Here is an 18,457-nt window from a genome sequence, read left to right on the forward strand (position 1 = left end):
GCTACGGTGAACAGGATGCCTGCTTATCATTCCGCCTCGGACGAGGCTGCCCCCGGGGGCACGCCCGACCGTTCCCCTGGTGGTGCCTCGACCTCCACGGCGCCGCCGGCCGGTGCGGCTGCGCTCCGGCCCGCCCACCCGCGTGCCGTACCCCTGTCGGAGTTGCGTGCCCTGATCGACGCGGAGGCCGTTCCCGGTTCCGCGGGACGCGCCGACCCGGCCGTCACCGGAGTGAGTCTGAACACGTCGCAGACGCTGCCCGGGGACCTCTACGCGGCGTTGCCCGGCACGCACCGGCACGGCGGGCAGTTCATCGCGGACGCGGTCGACGCCGGCGCCGTCGCCGTGCTCACCGATCCGGACGGCGCCGCCCTGGCTGCTCGCTCCGGCGTCACCGTCCCCGTCCTGGTCCACCCGCGCCCGCGTGCGGTGGTCGGTGCGCTCTCACACCGCGTCTTCGGTCCGGCCGCGACGGACGAGGAACTGGCGCTGTACGCGGTCACCGGCACGAACGGGAAGACCACCACGACCTACCTGATCAACGGGCTGCTCGGTGCCGCCGGCGCGAGGACGGGCCTGATCGGGACCATCGAGATCCTGGCGGGGGGCACGGCCGTCCCGTCGGTGCTCACCACGCCGGAGGCGCCGCAGGTGCATGCGCTGCTGGCCCTGATGCGGGAGCACGGAGTGAACGCGGCAGCCATGGAGGTCTCCTCGCACGCGCTGTCCTACCACCGGGTGGACGGGATCCGGTTCGACGTCGCGGGCTTCACGAACCTGACGCAGGACCACCTCGACCTGCACGGCAGCATGTCCGAGTACTTCGCCGCGAAGGCGCAGCTGTTCACTCCCGAACACTGCCGACGCGCGGTCGTGCTCGCCGACGACCACTGGGGTCGGGCGATGGCCCACCACGCCGCGGACCGGCTCGGCGCCGACGCGGTGACCTGCCTGCTCGTGGGCGGGCCCGAGGACGGGGCACCGGGCATGGACGCCGCATCGGGCCCCGACCTGCGCGCTGTCGATCTTCCCGGTGCCCTCTGGCACGTCACCGACCTGACGCGGGACGGACTCGGCCACCGCTTCACCCTGGTCGGACCCGCCGGCGTCCGGTTGCATGCCCGGACCGGGCTGCCCGGCCGGTTCAACGTGGCCAACGCGGCCCTGGCCGTACTGATGGTGCACGCCGGAGGGATGGACCCGGCCGCGATCCAGGACCTGCTCGAGGTGCCCGACGTGCTCACCCCGCAAGTGCCCGGCCGGATGCAGGTCATCGGCACGGCGCCGCACGCCGTCGTGGACTTCGCCCACAACCCCGACGCCCTGGTCCGCGCGCTGGAGGCGACCCGTCCCGACGACGGCGGCCGGCTGCTGCTCGTCTTCGGCGCCACGGGGGACCGGGACGCCACCAAGCGGCCCCTGATGGGCCAGATCGCGGCCCGACTGGCGGACGTGGTCATCGTCACCGACGACGACCCGCACGACGAGGACCCCGCCCGGATCAGGGCTGCCGTCCTGGCCGGCGCTCACCGGGCCGTCCATGACGAAGGGTTCAGCCGGGTCGTCGAGGAAGTGCACCCCCGTGCGGAGGCGATCCGCCGGGCGGTGGCCCTGGCCCGCCCGCAGGACAGCATCCTGGTGGCCGGCCGCGGCCACGAGGTCTGGCAGGAGGTCAAGGGCGTGAACCTGCCGCTGGACGACCGGCAGGAGTTGGCCGCCGCCCTGCGCCAGGTCGGCGACCGTGGGAATGCCCCGGTGGACGAAGCCGATCCAGCGCCCCGGGACGGTCGTCACCAGGAGGAAGGCAACACACCAGCATGATGGACGTCACGGCAGCGCAGGTCGCCGAGATCACCGGGGGCACGCTCACGGCCGGCACCGATCCCGCCACGGTCGTCTCGGCCGTCGCCACCGACTCCCGCGAGGTCGGTCCCGGCACCCTGTTCGTGGCCAAGCCCGGTGCGGTGGCCGACGGGCACGACTTCGTCCCCGGTGCACTGGCCGCCGGGGCGAGCCTGGTCCTGGCCGAGCGGGAGACCACCGACGACGCCGGCCGGCCGCATCCGGCCGTGTTGGTGCCGGACGCCGTGCTCGCGATGGGCGCCTTGGCCGCTGACCACGTGGCGCGGCTGCGTGCGACCGGGCCGCTGACCGTCATCGGCATCACCGGCTCGGCCGGCAAGACCACCACCAAGGATCTGACCACCGCCCTGCTGGCCACCCGGGGTCCGACCGTCGGACCGATCGGCTCCTACAACGGCGAGGTCGGTGTCCCCCTGACCGTGTTCACCGCCGGACCCCGGACCCGGTACCTGGTGATCGAGATGGGGGCGACCCAGCAAGGCAACATCGCCTATCTGGCCGACCTCGTCCGTCCCGACCTGGGCGCCGTACTGATGGTCGGAACGGCGCATCTGGGCGAGTTCGGCTCCGTCGAGACCATCGTCGCGACCAAGGGCGAACTGGTCGAGGCGCTGCCGGCCACCGGCACCGCCGTCCTGAACCACGACGACGAGCGGGTCCGGTCGATGGCCGCACGCACCGGCGCGAGCGTGCTCTGGTTCACCGCCGACCCGCGCGCCGACGAGCACCCCGAGCTGGCGTCCGCCGTGCGCGCGACCGACCTGCGCACCGACGCCGACGGGCACCCGGTCTTCACCCTCCACCTGCCCCCCGGACCGAACGGACCCGGCACCGAACACCCGGTACGGAGTCGTCTGATCGGCGTCCATCACGTCGGGAACCTGCTCGCCTCCGCCGCGCTCGCGCACGCCGCCGGCGTACCCGGCACCGACATCGCCGCCGTCCTGACCACCAGCGGTGCCGTCAGCCGCTGGCGGATGGAACGCACGGACCGGCTCGACGGGGTGACCGTGATCAACGACGCCTACAACGCCAACCCCGACTCCATGCGGGCCGCCCTGCGTACGCTCGCCGCGCTCGGCGCCGACTCGGGCCGCCGCACCTGGGCCGTCCTGGGCACCATGCTGGAGCTGGGGGAGAACTCCGTCGCCGAGCACGACGCGATCGGCCGGGCCGCGGTGCGGCTGAACATCAACCAACTCGTGGTCGTGGGAGAGGAGGCCCGCGCCCTGCACACCGGCGCCGTGATGGAGGGCTCCTGGGGGGATGAGTCCCGCTGGGTGCCCGACGTCGACGCCGCCGAGCGGCTGCTCGCCGATGAGCTCCGGCCCGGCGACATCGTGCTGGTCAAGTCGTCCAACGGGGCCGGGCTGCGCCACCTGGGTGATCGGCTAGCATGGGGGCCGATGAGCAGCCAGGACACGGCCGAGCCGCCCGCGGCCCCGGAGGTCAGCGGACCGTGATCGCCCTCATCCTCAGTGGCGGCCTGGCCCTGCTCTTCTCCCTGGTCGGCACGCCGCTGTTCATTCGGCTGCTCGTGCGCCGCGGCTACGGCCAGTTCATCCGGGACGACGGGCCCACCTCGCACCACACCAAACGAGGCACGCCCACCATGGGCGGCACCGTCGTCGTCGCCGCGGTGCTGGCGAGCTATCTGATCACCCACCTCGTCGTCTTCCTGCTCAACCCGCGGACCGAGGGGCCGACCATTTCCGGTGCCCTGCTGCTGTTCCTCATGTGCGCCATGGGCGGCGTCGGGTTCCTCGACGACGCCCTGAAGATCTCCCGGCAGCGCAGCCTTGGTCTGACCGCCGCGGCCAAACTGACCCTGCAGGGCGTGATCGGCATCGTGTTCGCGGTGCTGGCGCTGGGCTTTCCCGACGCCAACGGCGTCACGCCGGCGTCGACCGCGATCTCCTTCGTCCGCGACACGCCGCTCGACCTGGCGTTCGCCGGGCCCGCACTCGGCGTCGTGCTGTTCGTGATCTGGGCCAACCTGATCGTCACCGCGACCACCAACGGCGTGAACCTGACCGACGGTCTCGACGGGCTCGCCGCGGGGGCGTCGATCATGGTGTTCAGCGGTTACCTGATCATGGGGTTCTGGCAGTACAACCAGAACTGCGCGTCCCCGCGGATCGCTCAGGCGGGAGCCTGCTACTCGGTGCGGGACCCGATCGACCTGGCGATGCTCGCGGCCGCGCTGATCGGCGCCCTGGTCGGCTTCCTGTGGTGGAACACCTCCCCGGCGAAGATCTTCATGGGCGACACCGGCTCGCTCGCCCTGGGCGGCGCGGTCGCCGCGTTCGCCATCCTCTCCCGCACCGAGCTGCTGTTGATCGTCCTCGCCGGCCTGTTCGTCATCATCTCCCTGTCCGTCATCCTGCAGGTCGGATTCTTCAAGCTCACGCGCGGGCGACGGCTGTTCAAGATGGCGCCACTACAGCACCACTTCGAGCTGAAGGGCTGGGCCGAGGTGACCGTCGTGGTCCGGTTCTGGATCATCTGCGGGCTCGGTGTCGCCGTGGCCGTCGGCATCTTCTACGCCGAATGGGTGGCCCTGGCGTGAGCGGGCCCGACGACACGGACGCGACTTCGCCCCGGACCGATTCTCCGCGCACACGGGCACTGCGGAGCTGGGACGCCGACTGGGCCGGGTTGCGCGTCGTCGTCGCGGGGATCGGCACGGCCGGGTTCGCTGCCGCCGACACCCTGATCGAACTCGGCGCCGCCGTCGTCGTCGTCGACGCGGCGGACACCGCCGCCAGCCGGCAGGCCGCGGACACGCTGCGCATCGTCGGTGCGCGCGATGTCCTGCTCGGTCCCGACACCGCCGGGACCCTGCCCCGGATCGATGACGCCGCGCCCGAGCTCGTCGTCGTGTCCCCGGGCTGGCGGCCCACCGCCCCGCTGCTGCGGGCCGCCGAGGCCGCGGGCGTACCCGTGTGGGGGGACACCGAGCTGGCGTGGCGCGTGACCGAGCGTGCCGGCCGGACCACGCCCGCATGGCTGGCCATCACCGGCACGAACGGCAAGACCACCACGGTGGGGATGACCGAGGCGATCCTGCAGGCGGCCGGGTTGAAGGCCGTCGCCGTCGGCAACGTCGGCACCCCCATCCTGGACGCGCTGCGGGACCCGGTCGAGTACGACGTGCTCGCCGTCGAGCTGTCCAGTTTCCAGCTGCACTACAGCCACAGCCTCTCCCCGCTCGCCAGCGTCTGCCTGAACATCGCCGAGGACCATGTCGACTGGCACGGCTCCTACGCGCAGTACCGGGCCGCGAAGGCGAAGGTCTACGCCCGCACCCGGGTCGCCTGCGTCTACAACGCCGAGCAGATCGAGACCGAGCGGATGGTCGAGGACGCCGACGTGGTCGACGGCGCTCGCGCGATCGGTTTCACCACCGGTGCTCCCGCCCTGAGCATGGTCGGCGTCGTCGACGGGCTGCTGGTGGACCGCGCCTTCGTCGCCGAGCGCCGCACCAGCGCCGCCGAACTCGCTCACGTCTCCGACATCGGCGACCTGGTGCCGCGCCACCAGGTCGCCAACGCCCTCGCCGCCGCCGCCCTGGCGCGCGCCGCGGGCGTCGAACCCGTCGCCGTGCGGGACGGCCTGCGCGCGTACCATCCCGGCGCCCACCGGATCCAGCCCGTCGCCACCTTGGACGGCGTGCTGTGGGTGAACGATTCGAAGGCCACCAACCCGCACGCCGCCGACGCCTCGCTGGCCTCGTTCCGGCCGGTGGTCTGGATCGCCGGTGGCCTGTCCAAGGGCGTCGCCTACGACGAGCTCGTCACCCGGCACCGCGACCGTTTGCGCGCCGTCGTGCTGATCGGCGTGGACAGCGCCGACCTGCGCGCCGCGCTGGCGCGACACGCCCCCGATGTGCCGGTCATCGAGCCCGGTGCGGGCGAGACTGGACTCGGGCAGTCCGCCGGGACCGATGGCGGAACCGGCATCATGACACGGGCCGTGTCGGCCGCCGCCGCGGTGGCGACCGACGGGGACACCGTGCTGATGGCGCCGGCGGCCGCCTCGATGGACCAGTTCGTCTCGTACGCCGAGCGTGGTGACGCCTTCATCACGGCGGTGCGGCGATTCGCCGACGACGACGGCACGGCCGGCGGTACGACAGGCGACGCCGGCTGACGCACTCGCCGGTCGCGAGGTCGGTGCCGGTCGCTCGCTCGACGTACCGGCACGGCACCAGACCCGCCCGCAGACAGGAGATCAGCCCGTGGTCATCACGCCCCCGCGGCCGCAGGCCCCCCGCGTGGGGGCGAGCCCCGTCCGGCCCGCACCCCCGCGGGTGCCCCGGTCCACGTTCTTCCGGCTGATCGCCGGCGTCTGGGCGCGCATCGAGGACCGCGACCAGCGCTCCGGCAACTCCAGCTACTACCTGATCCTCGGCTCGACCATCGCCCTGACCGCCGTCGGTCTGCTGATGGTGCTCTCCTCGTCCGCGGTCGAGGCCATCGCCCAGGAAGGCTCCTCGTACGCCCTGTTCCTCAAACAGGGCATGTTCGGCATCCTCGGCCTGATCGGCATGTTCGTGCTCAGTCGACTGCCCGTCCCGGCGTTGAAAGGGCTCGCCTGGCCGGCCGTCGGGTTGGCGATATTGCTGCTGCTGGCGGTGTTCACCCCGCTGGGCTACGAGGTCAACGGGAACCGCAGCTGGCTGCGGTTCGGTGGCCTGACCGGGCAGCCGTCCGAGGCCGCCAAGTTCGCACTCTGCCTCTGGATGTCGCTGATCCTCGCCCGCAAGGGTGCGCTGCTCCGGCAACTGCACCATGCCCTGATCCCCGTGCTTCCCGTCGCGGCGCTGATTATCGGGTTGGTCGTGCTGCAGCGCGACCTCGGCACCTCGCTGCTGCTGGTGATGATCGTGATGGCGATCCTCTTCTTCGCGGGCGTACCGAAGCGGCTCTTCGTCGTCGCCGGCGTGCTCGCCGCGGCCGGCGCCGTCGCGATGGCCCTGGGCAGCGGGAACCGGATGTGTCGCATCACGGGCTGGCTCGGTGCCGGCCAGTGTGTCGGCGTCAACGACCAGGCCAACGCCGGTCTGGGGGCGCTCGCCTCGGGTGGCTGGTGGGGCCTGGGGCTCGGCCAGAGCCGGCAGAAGTGGTACTACATCCCGGAAGCCCACAACGACTTCATCTTCTCCATCATCGGGGAGGAACTCGGCCTGGTCGGCACCCTCGTCGTGGTCTGCCTGTTCGGCATCCTCGCGATCGCCATCCTGCGCGTGATCATGCGGCACACCGACCCGTTCGTCCGGATCACCTCCGGCGCCATCCTCACCTGGATCATCGGCCAGGCGTTTGTGAACATCGCCATGGTCACGGGCCTGCTGCCGGTGATCGGGGTGCCCCTGCCGTTCATCTCCTACGGTGGCTCGTCGTTGCTGGTGGTGCTGTGCGGTATCGGCGTCGTGCTCTCCTTCGCCCGCACCCGCCCGACGGCCCGGCGCGGTGGGCCCACCGGTTCCGGGGTGGGCCGGGTGCCACTGCTGAACGGGTTGGACCGGGGAACCGATGCCCGTGCCACCGGACGGGGCCGCGGCTGATGCGTCCACCGAGCATCGTGCTGGGCGGCGGCGGCACCGCCGGGCACGTGTCACCCCTGCTGGCCATCGCCGACGCCATCCGTGCTGCCCGCCCGGAGGCGGAGCTGCTCGCCGTCGGCACGGCAGCCGGCATGGAGACCCGGCTCGTCCCCGCCGCCGGGCACCGACTGGCCACCATCGACCGGGTGCCGCTGCCACGGACGCTGTCTGGCGACCTGGCTCGGTTGCCCGTCCGGTTGGCCCGGGCGGTACGGCAGGCCGGGCAGATCCTCGACACGGCGGCCGCCGACGCCGTCCTCGGTGTCGGCGGGTACGTGTGCACCCCGCTCTACCTCGCGGCCCGCCGCCGCGGCGTGCCCATCGTCATCCACGAGGCCAACGTGACGGCCGGCCTGGCCAATCGGGTCGGAGCCCGGTTCGCCACCGCGGTCGGTACCGCGTTCGCGCGGACCAGGCTCCCGCACGCCCGGCTCGTCGGCATGCCGATGAGCGCCACCATCGCGGGCCTGGACCGGACCGCCGCCCGGACCGCCGCCCGCGCCCGGTTCGGCATCGCCCCGGACGCGCGGCTGCTCGCCGTCACCGGCGGGTCCTCCGGCGCCGCGTCCCTGAACCGGGCCCTGGTCGGTGCGTTGCCCGCGCTGGCCGCGGCCGGGGTGACGGTGCTGCACGTGACCGGCCGCGGCAAGCAGATCGAGTCCGCCCCCGGCGTCGCCCTGACCGGGCCGCACTACACCCAGATCGAGTACGTCGACGGCATGGCGGACCTGTACGCCGCGGCGGACCTGCTCGTCGCCCGCGCCGGCGCCGGCACCGTCAGCGAGGTCGCCGCCGTCGGCCTGCCCGCCGTCTTCGTCCCCCTGCCCCACGGCAACGGCGAGCAGGCGCTCAACGCCCGGGTCCTCGTCGACGCCGGCGCCGCCCTGCTCGTGCGCGACCACGAGTTCACGGCCGACTGGATCGGCGCCCGGGTGCCGACCCTGCTGCACGACGACGCGCGGCTCGCCGGCATGGCCGCCGCCGCTGCCGACCGCGGGATCCGCGACGCCGACCGCACCATGGCCCGGCTCGTCCTCGCCGCCGCCGACCAACACGTCGAGGGTCCGGCCGGTGCGTCCGGGGGCGCCCGGTGAGCGAAGCGACGAGCAGCCGGCCGGACGCGCTGGCCCGGCTGGGCCGGGTGCACCTGATCGGTATCGGGGGAGCCGGTATGTCCGCCGTCGCCCGGATCCTGTTGGCCCGCGGCGTACCGGTCAGCGGCTCCGACGCCCGCGAATCCGCCGTCGTCACGGCGCTGCGCGACCTGGGCGCGACCGTGCACCTGGGGCACGACGCCGCACACGTCGCCGGCGCCGACACGGTCGTCGTCTCCACCGCGATCCGCCCGACCAACCCCGAGCTCGCCGCGGCGCGGGCCGCCGGGCTCACCGTGCTGCACCGGTCCGAGGCGCTGGCCGCGGCCATGACGGGTACCGACGTCGTCGCCGTGGCCGGGACGCACGGTAAGACCACCACCACGGCGATGACCACGGTCCTGCTGCGCGAGACGGGCCGCGATCCGTCTTTCGCCATCGGCGGTGACGTCTCCGCGCTCGGGGTGAATGCCGCGCACGGCGACGGCGGCGTGTTCGTCGCCGAGGCCGACGAGTCCGACGGGTCGTTCCTGAACTATCAGCCGCGCGTCGCCGTGGTCACCAACATCGAGCCGGACCACCTCGACCACTACGGCACCCCGGAGGCGGTGCACGCCGCCTTCGCGGACTTCACCGCCCTGCTCGGGCCCGAGGATACCCTGATCGCGTGCCGGGACGACGCCGGGTCCGCCGACCTGGCCGCCCTGGCCCGGTCCCGGGCCGGCGGCCCCACCGTGCTGACGTACGGCACCAGCCCGGCGGAGGACCCCGGCCACGACGCCGTGATCGAGGACATCGTGCCCGCGGGTGCGGGCAGCCGCAGCCGGCTCGCCCTGCCCGGCGGAGAGCGGGCGGACCTCGTGCTGCGCGTGCCCGGGGAGCACAACGTGCGCAACGCCGTCGCGGCCCTGCTCGTCGGGGTCGCGCTCGGCGTCGGCGCGGGGGAGGGGAGTGCGGCGCTGGGCACCTTCACCGGTGCCGGCCGCCGATTCGAGTACAAGGGCGCCTCTCCGGACGGGACGATCCGGGTCTACGACGACTACGCGCACCACCCCACCGAGGTGGCCGCCGCCCTGGCCGCCGCCCGCTCGGTGGCCGGGGCAGGCGCCGTGCACGTGATCTTCCAGCCGCACCTCTTCTCCCGCACCCGGATCTTCGCCGCCGAGTTCGCGGCGGCGCTGGCCGCCGCCGACCGCGTCACCGTGCTGGACATCTACCCGGCCCGCGAGGAACCCGAGGCCGGGGTGTCCAGCGCACTCATCACGGACCGGTTCGCACCGGACGCCGCCGTCGCGCTCGTCCCCGACCCCGAGCATGCCGTGCTCGACGCGGCGGCCGCCGCCCGGGCGGGCGATCTGCTCCTGACCGTCGGTGCCGGCGACGTCACCGCCCTCGGCCCGCGCCTGGTGACCGCGCTCGCGGCCGTCACCGCGTCCACTCCGACCGGGACCGCACCGGCCCCCAACGCACCCACGAACGACCCGGAGGCCGACGATGAGTGAACGAACCGCGCGGGAGAAGGAGCGGGCGGCCACGGGTGCCTACCGCTCCGAGATCCGGGTCGGCTCGACCGGCAGGGTCAGTCTGCTCGAACCGGAACCGCCCAGCAGCGCCGCGCTGCTCGCGGGCACTCCCGGGACGGGTGACTCGACGGTGCTCGACTTCCCGGGCGCCGACCGCCGTCGTCGACGCCGCGGCTGGGCGATCGGCGCCGCCGTCACCCTCGCCGCGGTCGCCGCGCTGATCGCGGTGCTGGTCTTCTCCCCGGTGCTCGCCCTGCGCCAGGTCAGCGTCACCGGGAACCGGCTGACCGGCACCCGGGCGGTCACCGACGCGCTCTCCTCGCTCCAGGGCATCCCGCTGCCGCAGATCACCCGCGACGAGGTGCGGAACCGGCTCGCGTCGATGCCCGCCGTCGAGGACGTGTCCGTCGAGGCGCGGCCGCCGTCGACCCTCGCCGTCACCGTGCACGAACGGGTTCCGGTCGCGGTCCTGAAGGAGCAGGACCGGTATCTGCTGATCGATCAGAACGGCACCCAGCTGGCCACCGCCACCGACCGCTCCACCGTGTCCCTGCCGATCATCGACGGCGGCACCGCGGTCATCGGCAAGGACGTGTTCCGCGCCATCACCGCCGTGCTCGCCGCCCTGCCCGCCGACGTCCTGGCCAAGATGGAGCACGCCTCGGCGACCTCGGTCGACTCGGTGGAACTGACCCTGCAGGACGGCAAGAAGGTCGTCTGGGGCAACTCGTCGCAGCGGGAGCTCAAGGCGAAGGTGCTGGCCGCCTTGATCGCGCGGCCGCAGAACCCGGGCACCCCGGCGGTACAGACCTACGACGTCAGCACACCGTCCCGCCCCGTCACCCGCTGACCCGACGGGGCCATCCGAAGACACGCCGGGGACCGTGTTTGCTCCCGGCGAGCCGACCGCCTAGCGTTCTTCACGACGTCGAACTTGACATAACTCTAACCTTCAAGCTGAGGGTTAAGGTCGCGGACTTCGGCTTCGTGTCGCACTCGAACCCCGTGCGAGCATGGAGGCGCGGTCGTGGCCCCCGGGCACTCCGGGCCCCTCACGCACCGGTGAGGGACACCACCGCAAGGCCAGGCATCGGACCCACGGTCCGGTACGGCGAGGAACGAACGAACAAGGGATCGAGAACGTGGCAGCACCTCAGAACTACCTGGCCGTCATCAAGGTCGTCGGGATCGGCGGCGGCGGCGTCAATGCCGTCAACCGTATGATCGAGGTCGGATTGCGTGGTGTCGAATTCATCGCGATCAACACCGACGCGCAGGCCCTGCTGATGAGCGACGCCGACGTCAAGCTCGACGTCGGGCGTGAGCTGACCCGCGGTCTCGGTGCCGGTGCGGATCCCGAGGTGGGCCGCAAAGCGGCGGAGGATCACGCCGAGGAGATCGAGGAGGTGCTCAAGGGCGCCGACATGGTCTTCGTCACCGCTGGCGAGGGCGGCGGCACCGGCACCGGCGGCGCGCCGGTGGTCGCGCGCATCGCCCGCGGCCTCGGCGCCCTGACCATCGGCGTCGTGACCCGGCCGTTCACCTTCGAGGGCCGGCGCCGGTCGAATCAGGCCGAGTCCGGCATCGACACGCTGCGCGACGAGGTCGACACGCTGATCGTGATCCCCAACGACCGGCTGCTCTCCATCAGTGACCGCAACGTCTCCATGCTCGACGCGTTCCGCTCCGCCGACCAGGTGCTGCTCTCCGGTGTCCAGGGCATCACCGACCTGATCACCACCCCCGGCCTGATCAACCTCGACTTCGCCGACGTCAAGTCGGTCATGCAGGGAGCCGGCTCGGCCCTGATGGGCATCGGCTCGGCTCGCGGCGAGGATCGCGCGGTCAAGGCCGCGGAGCTGGCCATCGCCTCGCCCCTGCTGGAGGCCTCCATCGACGGGGCCTACGGCGTCCTGCTCTCCATCCAGGGCGGCTCCGACCTCGGCCTGTTCGAGATCAACGAAGCGGCCCGCCTGGTCCAGGAAGTCGCGCACCCCGAGGCCAACATCATCTTCGGTGCGGTCATCGACGACGCCCTCGGCGACGAGGCGCGCGTCACCGTGATCGCCGCCGGCTTCGACACCACCGACTCCGACGACGAGCGGCCCGCCACGCCGGCCTACGCCGCTGCTCAGACGGGGTCCGCCCCGTCACGTTCCGCCGGGCAGGGTGGCCCCGCCGGTCAGGGCCGGTCCTCCGTCCCGAGCCGGCCCGCTCCGTCCCGGCCCGCCTCCCGCCCGGCAGCGCCGGAGCGGCCCGCCCCGGCGGCTCCGCACGGGCAGAACGGCCACGGCCAAGGTGGGTTCAGCCAGAACGGCGCCGGAAGTGGATATCGTCATGGTACTCAGGAGCCCGTCCCCGCCTACGCCCCCGAGGGCGTCCGTGCGTCGGAGTCCGGCTGGGAGCAGGGCACCGAGGCGGACCGTTCCTCCGGCTCGCGGAACACCGGCTACGAGGAGTTGCCGGCCGTCGTCGAGCCCGGCTCCGGTCAGGCCGCGCGCCGCGACGACGACCTGGACGTGCCGGACTTCCTGAAGTAGGCAGCCGATGTTCCACCACCGGGAGCAGGTCGCGGCCGGCATCTGGGTCGGCTTCACCGACACAGGGGCCGGGAACCTGGCCAGCCGCCTCGGCGGCGATCCCGCCGAGGTGGCCAGGAATCGTGCCGCTCTGCTCGCGGCGATGGGAGTGCCCCACGGGTCGCTGCGCTTCATGCACCAAGTACACGGGACGGCGGTGCACCGGATCGGTCCCGCCGAGGCGCCGGGCGTGCCGGTGGCGGACGCGCTGGTCGACGGTGCGGGCACCAGTGCGCTGGCCGTCCTCGTCGCCGACTGTGTGCCGATCCTCCTGGTCGCCGAACGGTCGGACGGTTCGACGGCGGCCGCGGTGGCCCACGCCGGCCGACGCGGCGCCGCCGGCGGCATCGCCACCGCGACCGTGCGGGCTCTACAGGCCGAGGGTGGCGAACAGGTCCGCGCCTGGCTGGGCCCCGCGATCTGCGGCGCGTGTTACGAGGTGCCCGTGGACATGCAGGCGGAGGTCGAGGCCGTGCTGCCCGGCTCGGCATCGACCACGCGTGCGGGCACCCCGGGACTCGATCTCCGCGCCGGCCTCCACCGGCAGTTGCGCACCGCCGGGGTCGACGTCACGGTCGTGCCCGGCTGCACCCGGGAGAGCGAGAACCTCTTCTCCTACCGCCGCGACCCCGCCACCGGCCGGACCGCGGGCCTCGTCTGGCGCGTCCAGCCGTGACGGCACCCCCGGAGCCGGATCCGCGCACCGAGGAGCTGCGGACCCGGCTCGCCGCCGTGGCCGAGCGCATCGACCGGGCCACCGCGGACGCCGGTCGCTCCGACCGTCCGCAGCTGATCGTGGTGACGAAGTTCTTCCCCGTCGAGGACGTGCTGCGCCTGGCCGAGCTCGGGGTGCGCGACGTGGGCGAGAACCGGGACCAGGAGGCTTCCGCCAAGGCGGACGCTGCAGCGGCCACCCCGGCGGGCCGCGACCTGCGTTGGCACTTCATCGGCCAGTTGCAGAGCAACAAGGCGCGCTCGGTGGTCCGCTACGCACGCAGCGTGCACTCGGTCGACCGTGTGCCGCTGGTCCACGCGCTCGGCCGGGCCGTCCTCGATCACCGTCCCGCTGAGCTCGGCCCGCTCGCCTGCTGGGTGCAGATCGACCTCGATCCGGGCGTCGACCGCGGTGCCCGATCCGCCGGGATGACGGGTACGAGCGGGGGCACCGGCCGCGGCGGCGCGCCACCGGACCAGGTGCTGCCCCTCGCCGACGCCATTGCCGCCGCGGAGGGGCTCACCGTTGCCGGGGTGATGGCAGTCGCACCCCGGGGTGACGACCCCGATCCCTCCTTCGCGCGCCTGGCGCAGATCGCGGCGGACCTGCGCGAGGCGCACCCCTCCGCCACCGGTATCTCGGCCGGAATGAGCGCGGACCTGGAGAGCGCGATCGCGCACGGAACGACACACCTGCGTGTCGGATCAGATGTTCTCGGACCGCGCCCGGCCGTGGGGTAGCGTCCTAGGCAGTAACCCACGCACGATGCACAAGGGAGATGTTCATGGCCGGGACGATGCGGAAGGCAATGGTCTACCTCGGGCTTGCCGACGGCGATGAGGACTACGACGCGCCTGCCCCGGCGCAGCGTCAGGAGACCGCCTACGCGGAGCCCCAGCGTGAGACGCGACGGGAGTCCGCCCGTCCCGTTCCCGGCAGCGACGACTACCGTGCGCCGGTCACGCCGATCAAGCGGGCGACGTCTGCCCGCGAGGAGAGCACCGAGTTGCACCAGATCACCACGGTTCACCCGCGGTCGTACAACGATGCGAAAGTTATCGGCGAGAGCTTCCGCGACGGTATTCCCGTCATCATGAACGTCACCGACATGGGCGAGTCCGACGCCAAGCGGCTCGTCGACTTCTCTGCCGGCCTCGTCTTCGGGCTGCACGGCAGCATCGAACGAGTCACCAGCAAGGTGTTCCTGCTCACCCCGTCCTACGTGCAGGTGCTGGGCGAGGAGAAAAAGCCGCAGGACACGACCGCAGGCTTCTTCAATCAGAGCTGACCGGTCGGGCGTGATCGGGCCCACCGCGGACGGAACCGGTAGAATCCACGCGACCGGTACGCGAGCGATGAGGGATGTGCGCCTGAGGTGAGTTTCGTTTTCGGAGTGATCTACGTGCTCCTGTTGTTGTTCCTGCTCAGCCTCCTCATCCGTCTGATCTACGACTGGGTGCAGATGTTCGCTCGAGGCTGGCGGCCCCAGGGCGCGGGTCTGGTGCTGGCGTCCGCGATCTACACGGTGACGGACCCGCCGGTGAAGTGGTTGCGCCGCACGATCCCGCCGTTACGGCTCGGAGCGGTCTCTCTCGACCTCGGCTTCCTCATCCTGTTGTTCGTCACGGGCATCCTGATGAGCATCGCCTCCGGCCTCGCTCTCTCGTTCTCCTGATCGGGTGCCCCCGATTCCCGTTCCCACGACGTGGAGGGTGAAACGGTCCGACGCGCCCCGGTGGACGCGATCGCTCGCGTACAGTTGGGAACACGGCCGCCGGGTCCACCGCGGTCCGGTAGGTGTGCCCCTTTCCCGGGGACGAGCGGGGGACCGGTCGACACGGGATCCGACAATCCGACAAAGTGAGGTGACCTGATGGCTCTGACGCCTGAGGACGTTGTCAACAAGCGTTTCCAGCCCACCAAGTTCCGCGAGGGCTACGACCAGGACGAGGTCGACGACTTCCTGGACGAGGTCGTCGTCGAGTTGCGCAGGCTGAACCAGGAGAACGACGAGCTGCGTCAGCGTCTGGCTCGATCCGAGGGCGCCGCCGGCGAGACCGATGCCAGCATCCGACCGACCACGGGCTCCGAGAGCCTCACCGACGACAGCGGGACGGGTACCGTCGCCGCGGAGGGGCCGTCGGCCGCCACCGACGTCGATACCCGGACGGACACCGAGACGGGCGGCCAGGCCCCGGGGGCAGACCACACGGACACCGACACCCCGGCTCCGGTCACCTCCGCCGCCGACGGGACGGGTGCGACCACCCCGGCCGCGGACAACGCGGCCGGCTTGCTGGCCATGGCGCAGCGGATCCACGACGAGTACGTCAACTCCGGCATCGAGCAGCGGGACAGCATCATCGCGGAGGCCCAGGGCCGGGCGGAGGCGATGATCGACGATGCCGAGCAGAAGAGCAACCGCACCCTCAGCGATCTCGAGAAGCAGAAGTCCGCCCTCGAGGACCAGGTCGAGCAGCTACGCGGTTTCGAGCGGGACTACCGCTCCCGGTTGAAGGAATACATCGAGTCCCAGCTGCGCGATCTGGAGTCGACCGGGTCCGTCGAACAACGCTCCGACACCGTCTGACCCGGTTTCTTCCGGTCCGGTGCTGCGGTCGACGTCAGCGCCGGGCCACCCGATCCAGACTCACCCCGTCCGACCGGCTTACGCCCGACGCGGCCGGTGCGGGCGGCTCCCCCGCCCCGTCTCCGGCCGCGTCGGCTGCGCATCGTTGGCCGGATCCCAGCATTCGAGGAACTGCCTCATCATGATCGACGGCGACGACGCCCGCCCCGCCGCTACCCCGCCGGACACCGGCACACCGCACCCGTCTCCCGCGAGCCCGGACGGACGGGCCTCGTCGGGACGCGCCGACGAACCCGCGGCGGACGCCGACGGCTCGGTGGCCGCGGCCCGGACGCACCGCTTCGGGTACGTGCTCGTCCTGCTCGGTTGTGCCGTCTTCGCTTGGCTGCTCGACCAGACCACCAAGCTGTGGGTACTCGACACGATGACCGAGGGTCAGGTCACGCCCGTCCTGCCCCCCCTGTTGCAGTGGCGCTTCTTCCGCAACTCCGGGGCGGCGTTCTCGCTGGGGGAGGGCTACACCTGGGTGTTCACGCTGATCATGATCGCGGTGGCGCTGTTCATCCTGCTCGTCCTGGTCCGGAAGGTTCGGTCCTGGTGGTGGGCGATCGGCCTGGGCCTTCTGCTCGGGGGAACGCTGGGCAATCTCACCGACCGGTTGTTCCGCGACCCGGGTTTCGGTTTCGGCGAGGTGATCGACTTCATCGCGCTGCCGAACTTCGCCATCTTCAACCTCGCCGACTCGGCGATCGTCAGCGGCGTCACCACGCTGTGTGTGCTCACCCTGATCGGCATCGGCATCTCCGGGCAACGGGAGACGACAGCACGCCGCCGGACGACCGGCACGAAGCGCACCGGTGCGGAGGAGGCAGGCCCGGAGGTGGGCGGCACCGGCGACGAGCCGGAGCCGCGTCGGTGAGCGTGCCGGACCCGCGACCCACCCCGGTCCGGGTGCCCGCGGACGTCCGGGCCGAGCGAGCCGACGCCGTCGTCGCGGCCCTGCTGACGATCTCCCGGTCGGCGGCCGCCGCCCTGTTCGCCGGTGGTCACATCCGTCGCCGGGGCCACCCCCTGGCCAAGTCGGACCGGCTCAGCGGAGGCGAGATCATCGAGGTGACGGTCCCGGAACGGGAGGACCCGGCCCGGATCCGTGCCGAGACCATCGACGACATGGGAATCCTCGCCGACGCCGACGACTACGTCGTGGTGGACAAGCCGCCCGGTGTCGCGGCGCACCCCTCGCCCGGCTGGGTGGGGCCCACCGTGGTCGGCGGCCTGGCCGCTGCCGGGTACCGGATCTCCACCTCCGGTGCGCCCGAGCGGGCCGGCATCGTGCACCGGCTCGACGTCGGCACGTCCGGCGTGATGGTCGTCGCCAAGACCGAACGCGCCTACACCCAGCTCAAACGGGCCTTCAAGGAGCGCACCGTCGAGAAGGTCTACCACGCCTTGGTGCAGGGGCTGCCCGACCCCATGAACGGGACCATCGACGCGCCGATCGGACGGCACCCCGGCCACGACTGGCGCTTCGCCGTGACCTCGGACGGCCGCCCGTCCGTGACCCACTACCGGACGCTCGAGGCGTTCGGTCGAGCCACCCTGCTCGAGGTGCACCTCGAGACCGGCCGCACGCACCAGATCCGGGTGCACGTCTCGGCCCTACGACACCCCTGCGTCGGGGACCTCACCTACGGCGCCGACCCGCGGTTGGCGGCCGAACTCGGCCTGACCCGCCAGTGGCTGCACGCCCGGCGCCTGGGGTTCAGGGATCCCGGCACCGGTGACGCGGTCAGCTTCGAGAGCGCCTGCGCACCGGATCTGCAGTACGCCCTGGACGCGCTCCGTGCTCGTCCCTGACCGTGCCCCTGAGCCGGCGTGGGAGTGCGCCGGCCCGCTCCGCAGCCCGGGACGGGGCACGCCGTGGCATCGGTGAGCTTCGGACTCAACCGCCGCCGGGTCCGCCGGCAGTACGCGACGGCGATCCTGGCGTGCGCCGCGGTTCTCGCGGCGTGCATCGTCCTCGCCCTGCTGCTCGGGGACCGGTTGGCCGGGCCCGGCCACAGCTCGTTCCTGATCATGGCGCTCGGGACCGGGATGTTCGTCTCCGCCATCGCCCTGATCGTGCTCGCCACCCGACTCTTCGACCTGCGCAGCACGCCGGCACGGGTGACGGTGGACAGCCGCGGCATCTGGATGGGAGAGACGTACTACTCCTTCACCGACCTGCGATCCGTCGCCGTCACGCCCGCCGACCGCGGCCGGCCCCGCCGCCGGCGGCTCGTGCTCACCCCGCTCGACGAGCAACGGGTCGTCTACCGGCTCGGCGCGGCGGCGACCGACGAGACGATGGAGGCCGACTACCGGCAGTTCGTCCAGGTGCTCACCACCGCCGTCGCCGCCCACCCCAACCTGCCACCGATCACCTTCCTGGACTGACCCCGGACATCGCCGCACTGACGCGGGCGGCACGCGCGTGCCGCCACAC

Annotated in this window: 17 protein-coding genes; all 17 read left to right on the plus strand. The window is 72.3% G+C overall.

Annotated elements, in window-relative coordinates:
• Positions 1–15 precede the first annotated feature (15 nt).
• The 17 genes from BKD30_RS09025 to BKD30_RS09105 all read left to right on the plus strand — a co-directional run bounded on the left by BKD30_RS09025 (position 16) and on the right by BKD30_RS09105 (position 18,408).
• Positions 16–1,821 carry a UDP-N-acetylmuramoyl-L-alanyl-D-glutamate--2,6-diaminopimelate ligase gene (locus tag BKD30_RS09025; RefSeq protein ID WP_076704115.1) on the plus strand — a complete coding sequence of 602 codons (1,806 nt, stop codon included), beginning with the start codon at positions 16–18 and terminating at the stop codon, positions 1,819–1,821.
• Positions 1,818–3,326: a UDP-N-acetylmuramoyl-tripeptide--D-alanyl-D-alanine ligase gene (locus BKD30_RS09030; RefSeq protein WP_076704117.1), complete on the plus strand. Its 1,509-nt coding sequence runs from the start codon at positions 1,818–1,820 to the stop codon at positions 3,324–3,326. Before BKD30_RS09025 ends, BKD30_RS09030 begins: the two co-directional genes overlap by 4 nt.
• The gene (gene mraY / locus BKD30_RS09035; protein WP_076704118.1) at positions 3,323–4,432 is read left to right on the plus strand and encodes a phospho-N-acetylmuramoyl-pentapeptide-transferase; all 1,110 of its coding nucleotides are present in this window, start codon (positions 3,323–3,325) and stop codon (positions 4,430–4,432) included. The genes BKD30_RS09030 and mraY overlap by 4 nt, the downstream gene beginning before the upstream one ends.
• Positions 4,414–6,015, plus strand: coding sequence for a UDP-N-acetylmuramoyl-L-alanine--D-glutamate ligase (gene murD / locus BKD30_RS09040; protein WP_076704120.1), 1,602 nt, complete (start codon positions 4,414–4,416; stop codon positions 6,013–6,015). The genes mraY and murD overlap by 19 nt, the downstream gene beginning before the upstream one ends.
• 88 nt (positions 6,016–6,103) lie before the next feature.
• Positions 6,104–7,432 (plus strand): putative lipid II flippase FtsW, encoded by a 1,329-nt coding sequence (ftsW, locus tag BKD30_RS09045; protein ID WP_076704121.1) that lies wholly within the window; start codon positions 6,104–6,106, stop codon positions 7,430–7,432.
• Entirely contained in the window at positions 7,432–8,565 is a 1,134-nt protein-coding gene (gene murG, locus BKD30_RS16720; RefSeq protein WP_076704123.1) for an undecaprenyldiphospho-muramoylpentapeptide beta-N-acetylglucosaminyltransferase, read from the plus strand. Before ftsW ends, murG begins: the two co-directional genes overlap by 1 nt.
• Before the next feature lie 77 nt (positions 8,566–8,642).
• On the plus strand, positions 8,643–10,067 hold the full coding sequence (gene murC / locus BKD30_RS16725) for a UDP-N-acetylmuramate--L-alanine ligase (protein ID WP_235861580.1): 1,425 nt from the start codon (positions 8,643–8,645) through the stop codon (positions 10,065–10,067).
• The gene (locus tag BKD30_RS09060; RefSeq protein WP_076704126.1) at positions 10,060–10,938 is read left to right on the plus strand and encodes a cell division protein FtsQ/DivIB; all 879 of its coding nucleotides are present in this window, start codon (positions 10,060–10,062) and stop codon (positions 10,936–10,938) included. Before murC ends, BKD30_RS09060 begins: the two co-directional genes overlap by 8 nt.
• A 292-nt stretch (positions 10,939–11,230) precedes the next feature.
• Positions 11,231–12,628, plus strand: a complete 1,398-nt coding sequence (ftsZ, locus tag BKD30_RS09065) for a cell division protein FtsZ (protein ID WP_076704127.1) — start codon at positions 11,231–11,233, stop codon at positions 12,626–12,628.
• Between the two features lie 7 nt (positions 12,629–12,635).
• A complete protein-coding gene (locus BKD30_RS09070; RefSeq protein WP_076704129.1) occupies positions 12,636–13,343 on the plus strand; it encodes a polyphenol oxidase family protein in 708 nt (235 codons plus the stop codon).
• Positions 13,340–14,122, plus strand: coding sequence for a YggS family pyridoxal phosphate enzyme (locus BKD30_RS09075; RefSeq protein ID WP_218189289.1), 783 nt, complete (start codon positions 13,340–13,342; stop codon positions 14,120–14,122). The genes BKD30_RS09070 and BKD30_RS09075 overlap by 4 nt, the downstream gene beginning before the upstream one ends.
• Before the next feature lie 44 nt (positions 14,123–14,166).
• Positions 14,167–14,670 carry a cell division protein SepF gene (locus BKD30_RS09080; RefSeq protein WP_076704151.1) on the plus strand — a complete coding sequence of 168 codons (504 nt, stop codon included), beginning with the start codon at positions 14,167–14,169 and terminating at the stop codon, positions 14,668–14,670.
• 87 nt (positions 14,671–14,757) lie between these two features.
• On the plus strand, positions 14,758–15,057 hold the full coding sequence (locus tag BKD30_RS09085) for a YggT family protein (RefSeq protein WP_076704130.1): 300 nt from the start codon (positions 14,758–14,760) through the stop codon (positions 15,055–15,057).
• A gap of 198 nt (positions 15,058–15,255) precedes the next feature.
• The gene (locus tag BKD30_RS09090; RefSeq protein WP_076704132.1) at positions 15,256–15,972 is read left to right on the plus strand and encodes a DivIVA domain-containing protein; all 717 of its coding nucleotides are present in this window, start codon (positions 15,256–15,258) and stop codon (positions 15,970–15,972) included.
• A gap of 181 nt (positions 15,973–16,153) precedes the next feature.
• Complete coding sequence (gene lspA, locus BKD30_RS09095; RefSeq protein ID WP_076704133.1) at positions 16,154–16,891, plus strand: signal peptidase II; 738 nt, start codon at positions 16,154–16,156, stop codon at positions 16,889–16,891.
• Positions 16,888–17,829 (plus strand): RluA family pseudouridine synthase, encoded by a 942-nt coding sequence (locus BKD30_RS09100; RefSeq protein ID WP_173893079.1) that lies wholly within the window; start codon positions 16,888–16,890, stop codon positions 17,827–17,829. Before lspA ends, BKD30_RS09100 begins: the two co-directional genes overlap by 4 nt.
• A 72-nt stretch (positions 17,830–17,901) precedes the next feature.
• Positions 17,902–18,408, plus strand: coding sequence for a hypothetical protein (locus BKD30_RS09105; protein WP_076704135.1), 507 nt, complete (start codon positions 17,902–17,904; stop codon positions 18,406–18,408).
• The last annotated feature ends 49 nt before the right edge of the window (positions 18,409–18,457 follow it).

The sequence above is a fragment of the Tersicoccus phoenicis genome (assembly GCF_001968835.1).
Classification (GTDB): Bacteria; Actinomycetota; Actinomycetes; order Actinomycetales; family Micrococcaceae; genus Tersicoccus; species Tersicoccus phoenicis.

Coding starts and splice junctions, on each gene's coding strand:
- BKD30_RS09025 (WP_076704115.1), top strand. CDS start 16: ATGCCTGCTTATCATTCCGCCTCGGACGAGGCTGCCCCCGGGGGCACG.
- BKD30_RS09030 (WP_076704117.1), top strand. CDS start 1,818: ATGATGGACGTCACGGCAGCGCAGGTCGCCGAGATCACCGGGGGCACG.
- murD (WP_076704120.1), top strand. CDS start 4,414: ATGGGTGGCCCTGGCGTGAGCGGGCCCGACGACACGGACGCGACTTCG.
- murG (WP_076704123.1), top strand. CDS start 7,432: ATGCGTCCACCGAGCATCGTGCTGGGCGGCGGCGGCACCGCCGGGCAC.
- murC (WP_235861580.1), top strand. CDS start 8,643: ATGTCCGCCGTCGCCCGGATCCTGTTGGCCCGCGGCGTACCGGTCAGC.
- BKD30_RS09060 (WP_076704126.1), top strand. CDS start 10,060: ATGAGTGAACGAACCGCGCGGGAGAAGGAGCGGGCGGCCACGGGTGCC.
- BKD30_RS09070 (WP_076704129.1), top strand. CDS start 12,636: ATGTTCCACCACCGGGAGCAGGTCGCGGCCGGCATCTGGGTCGGCTTC.
- BKD30_RS09080 (WP_076704151.1), top strand. CDS start 14,167: ATGGCCGGGACGATGCGGAAGGCAATGGTCTACCTCGGGCTTGCCGAC.
- BKD30_RS09090 (WP_076704132.1), top strand. CDS start 15,256: ATGGCTCTGACGCCTGAGGACGTTGTCAACAAGCGTTTCCAGCCCACC.
- lspA (WP_076704133.1), top strand. CDS start 16,154: ATGATCGACGGCGACGACGCCCGCCCCGCCGCTACCCCGCCGGACACC.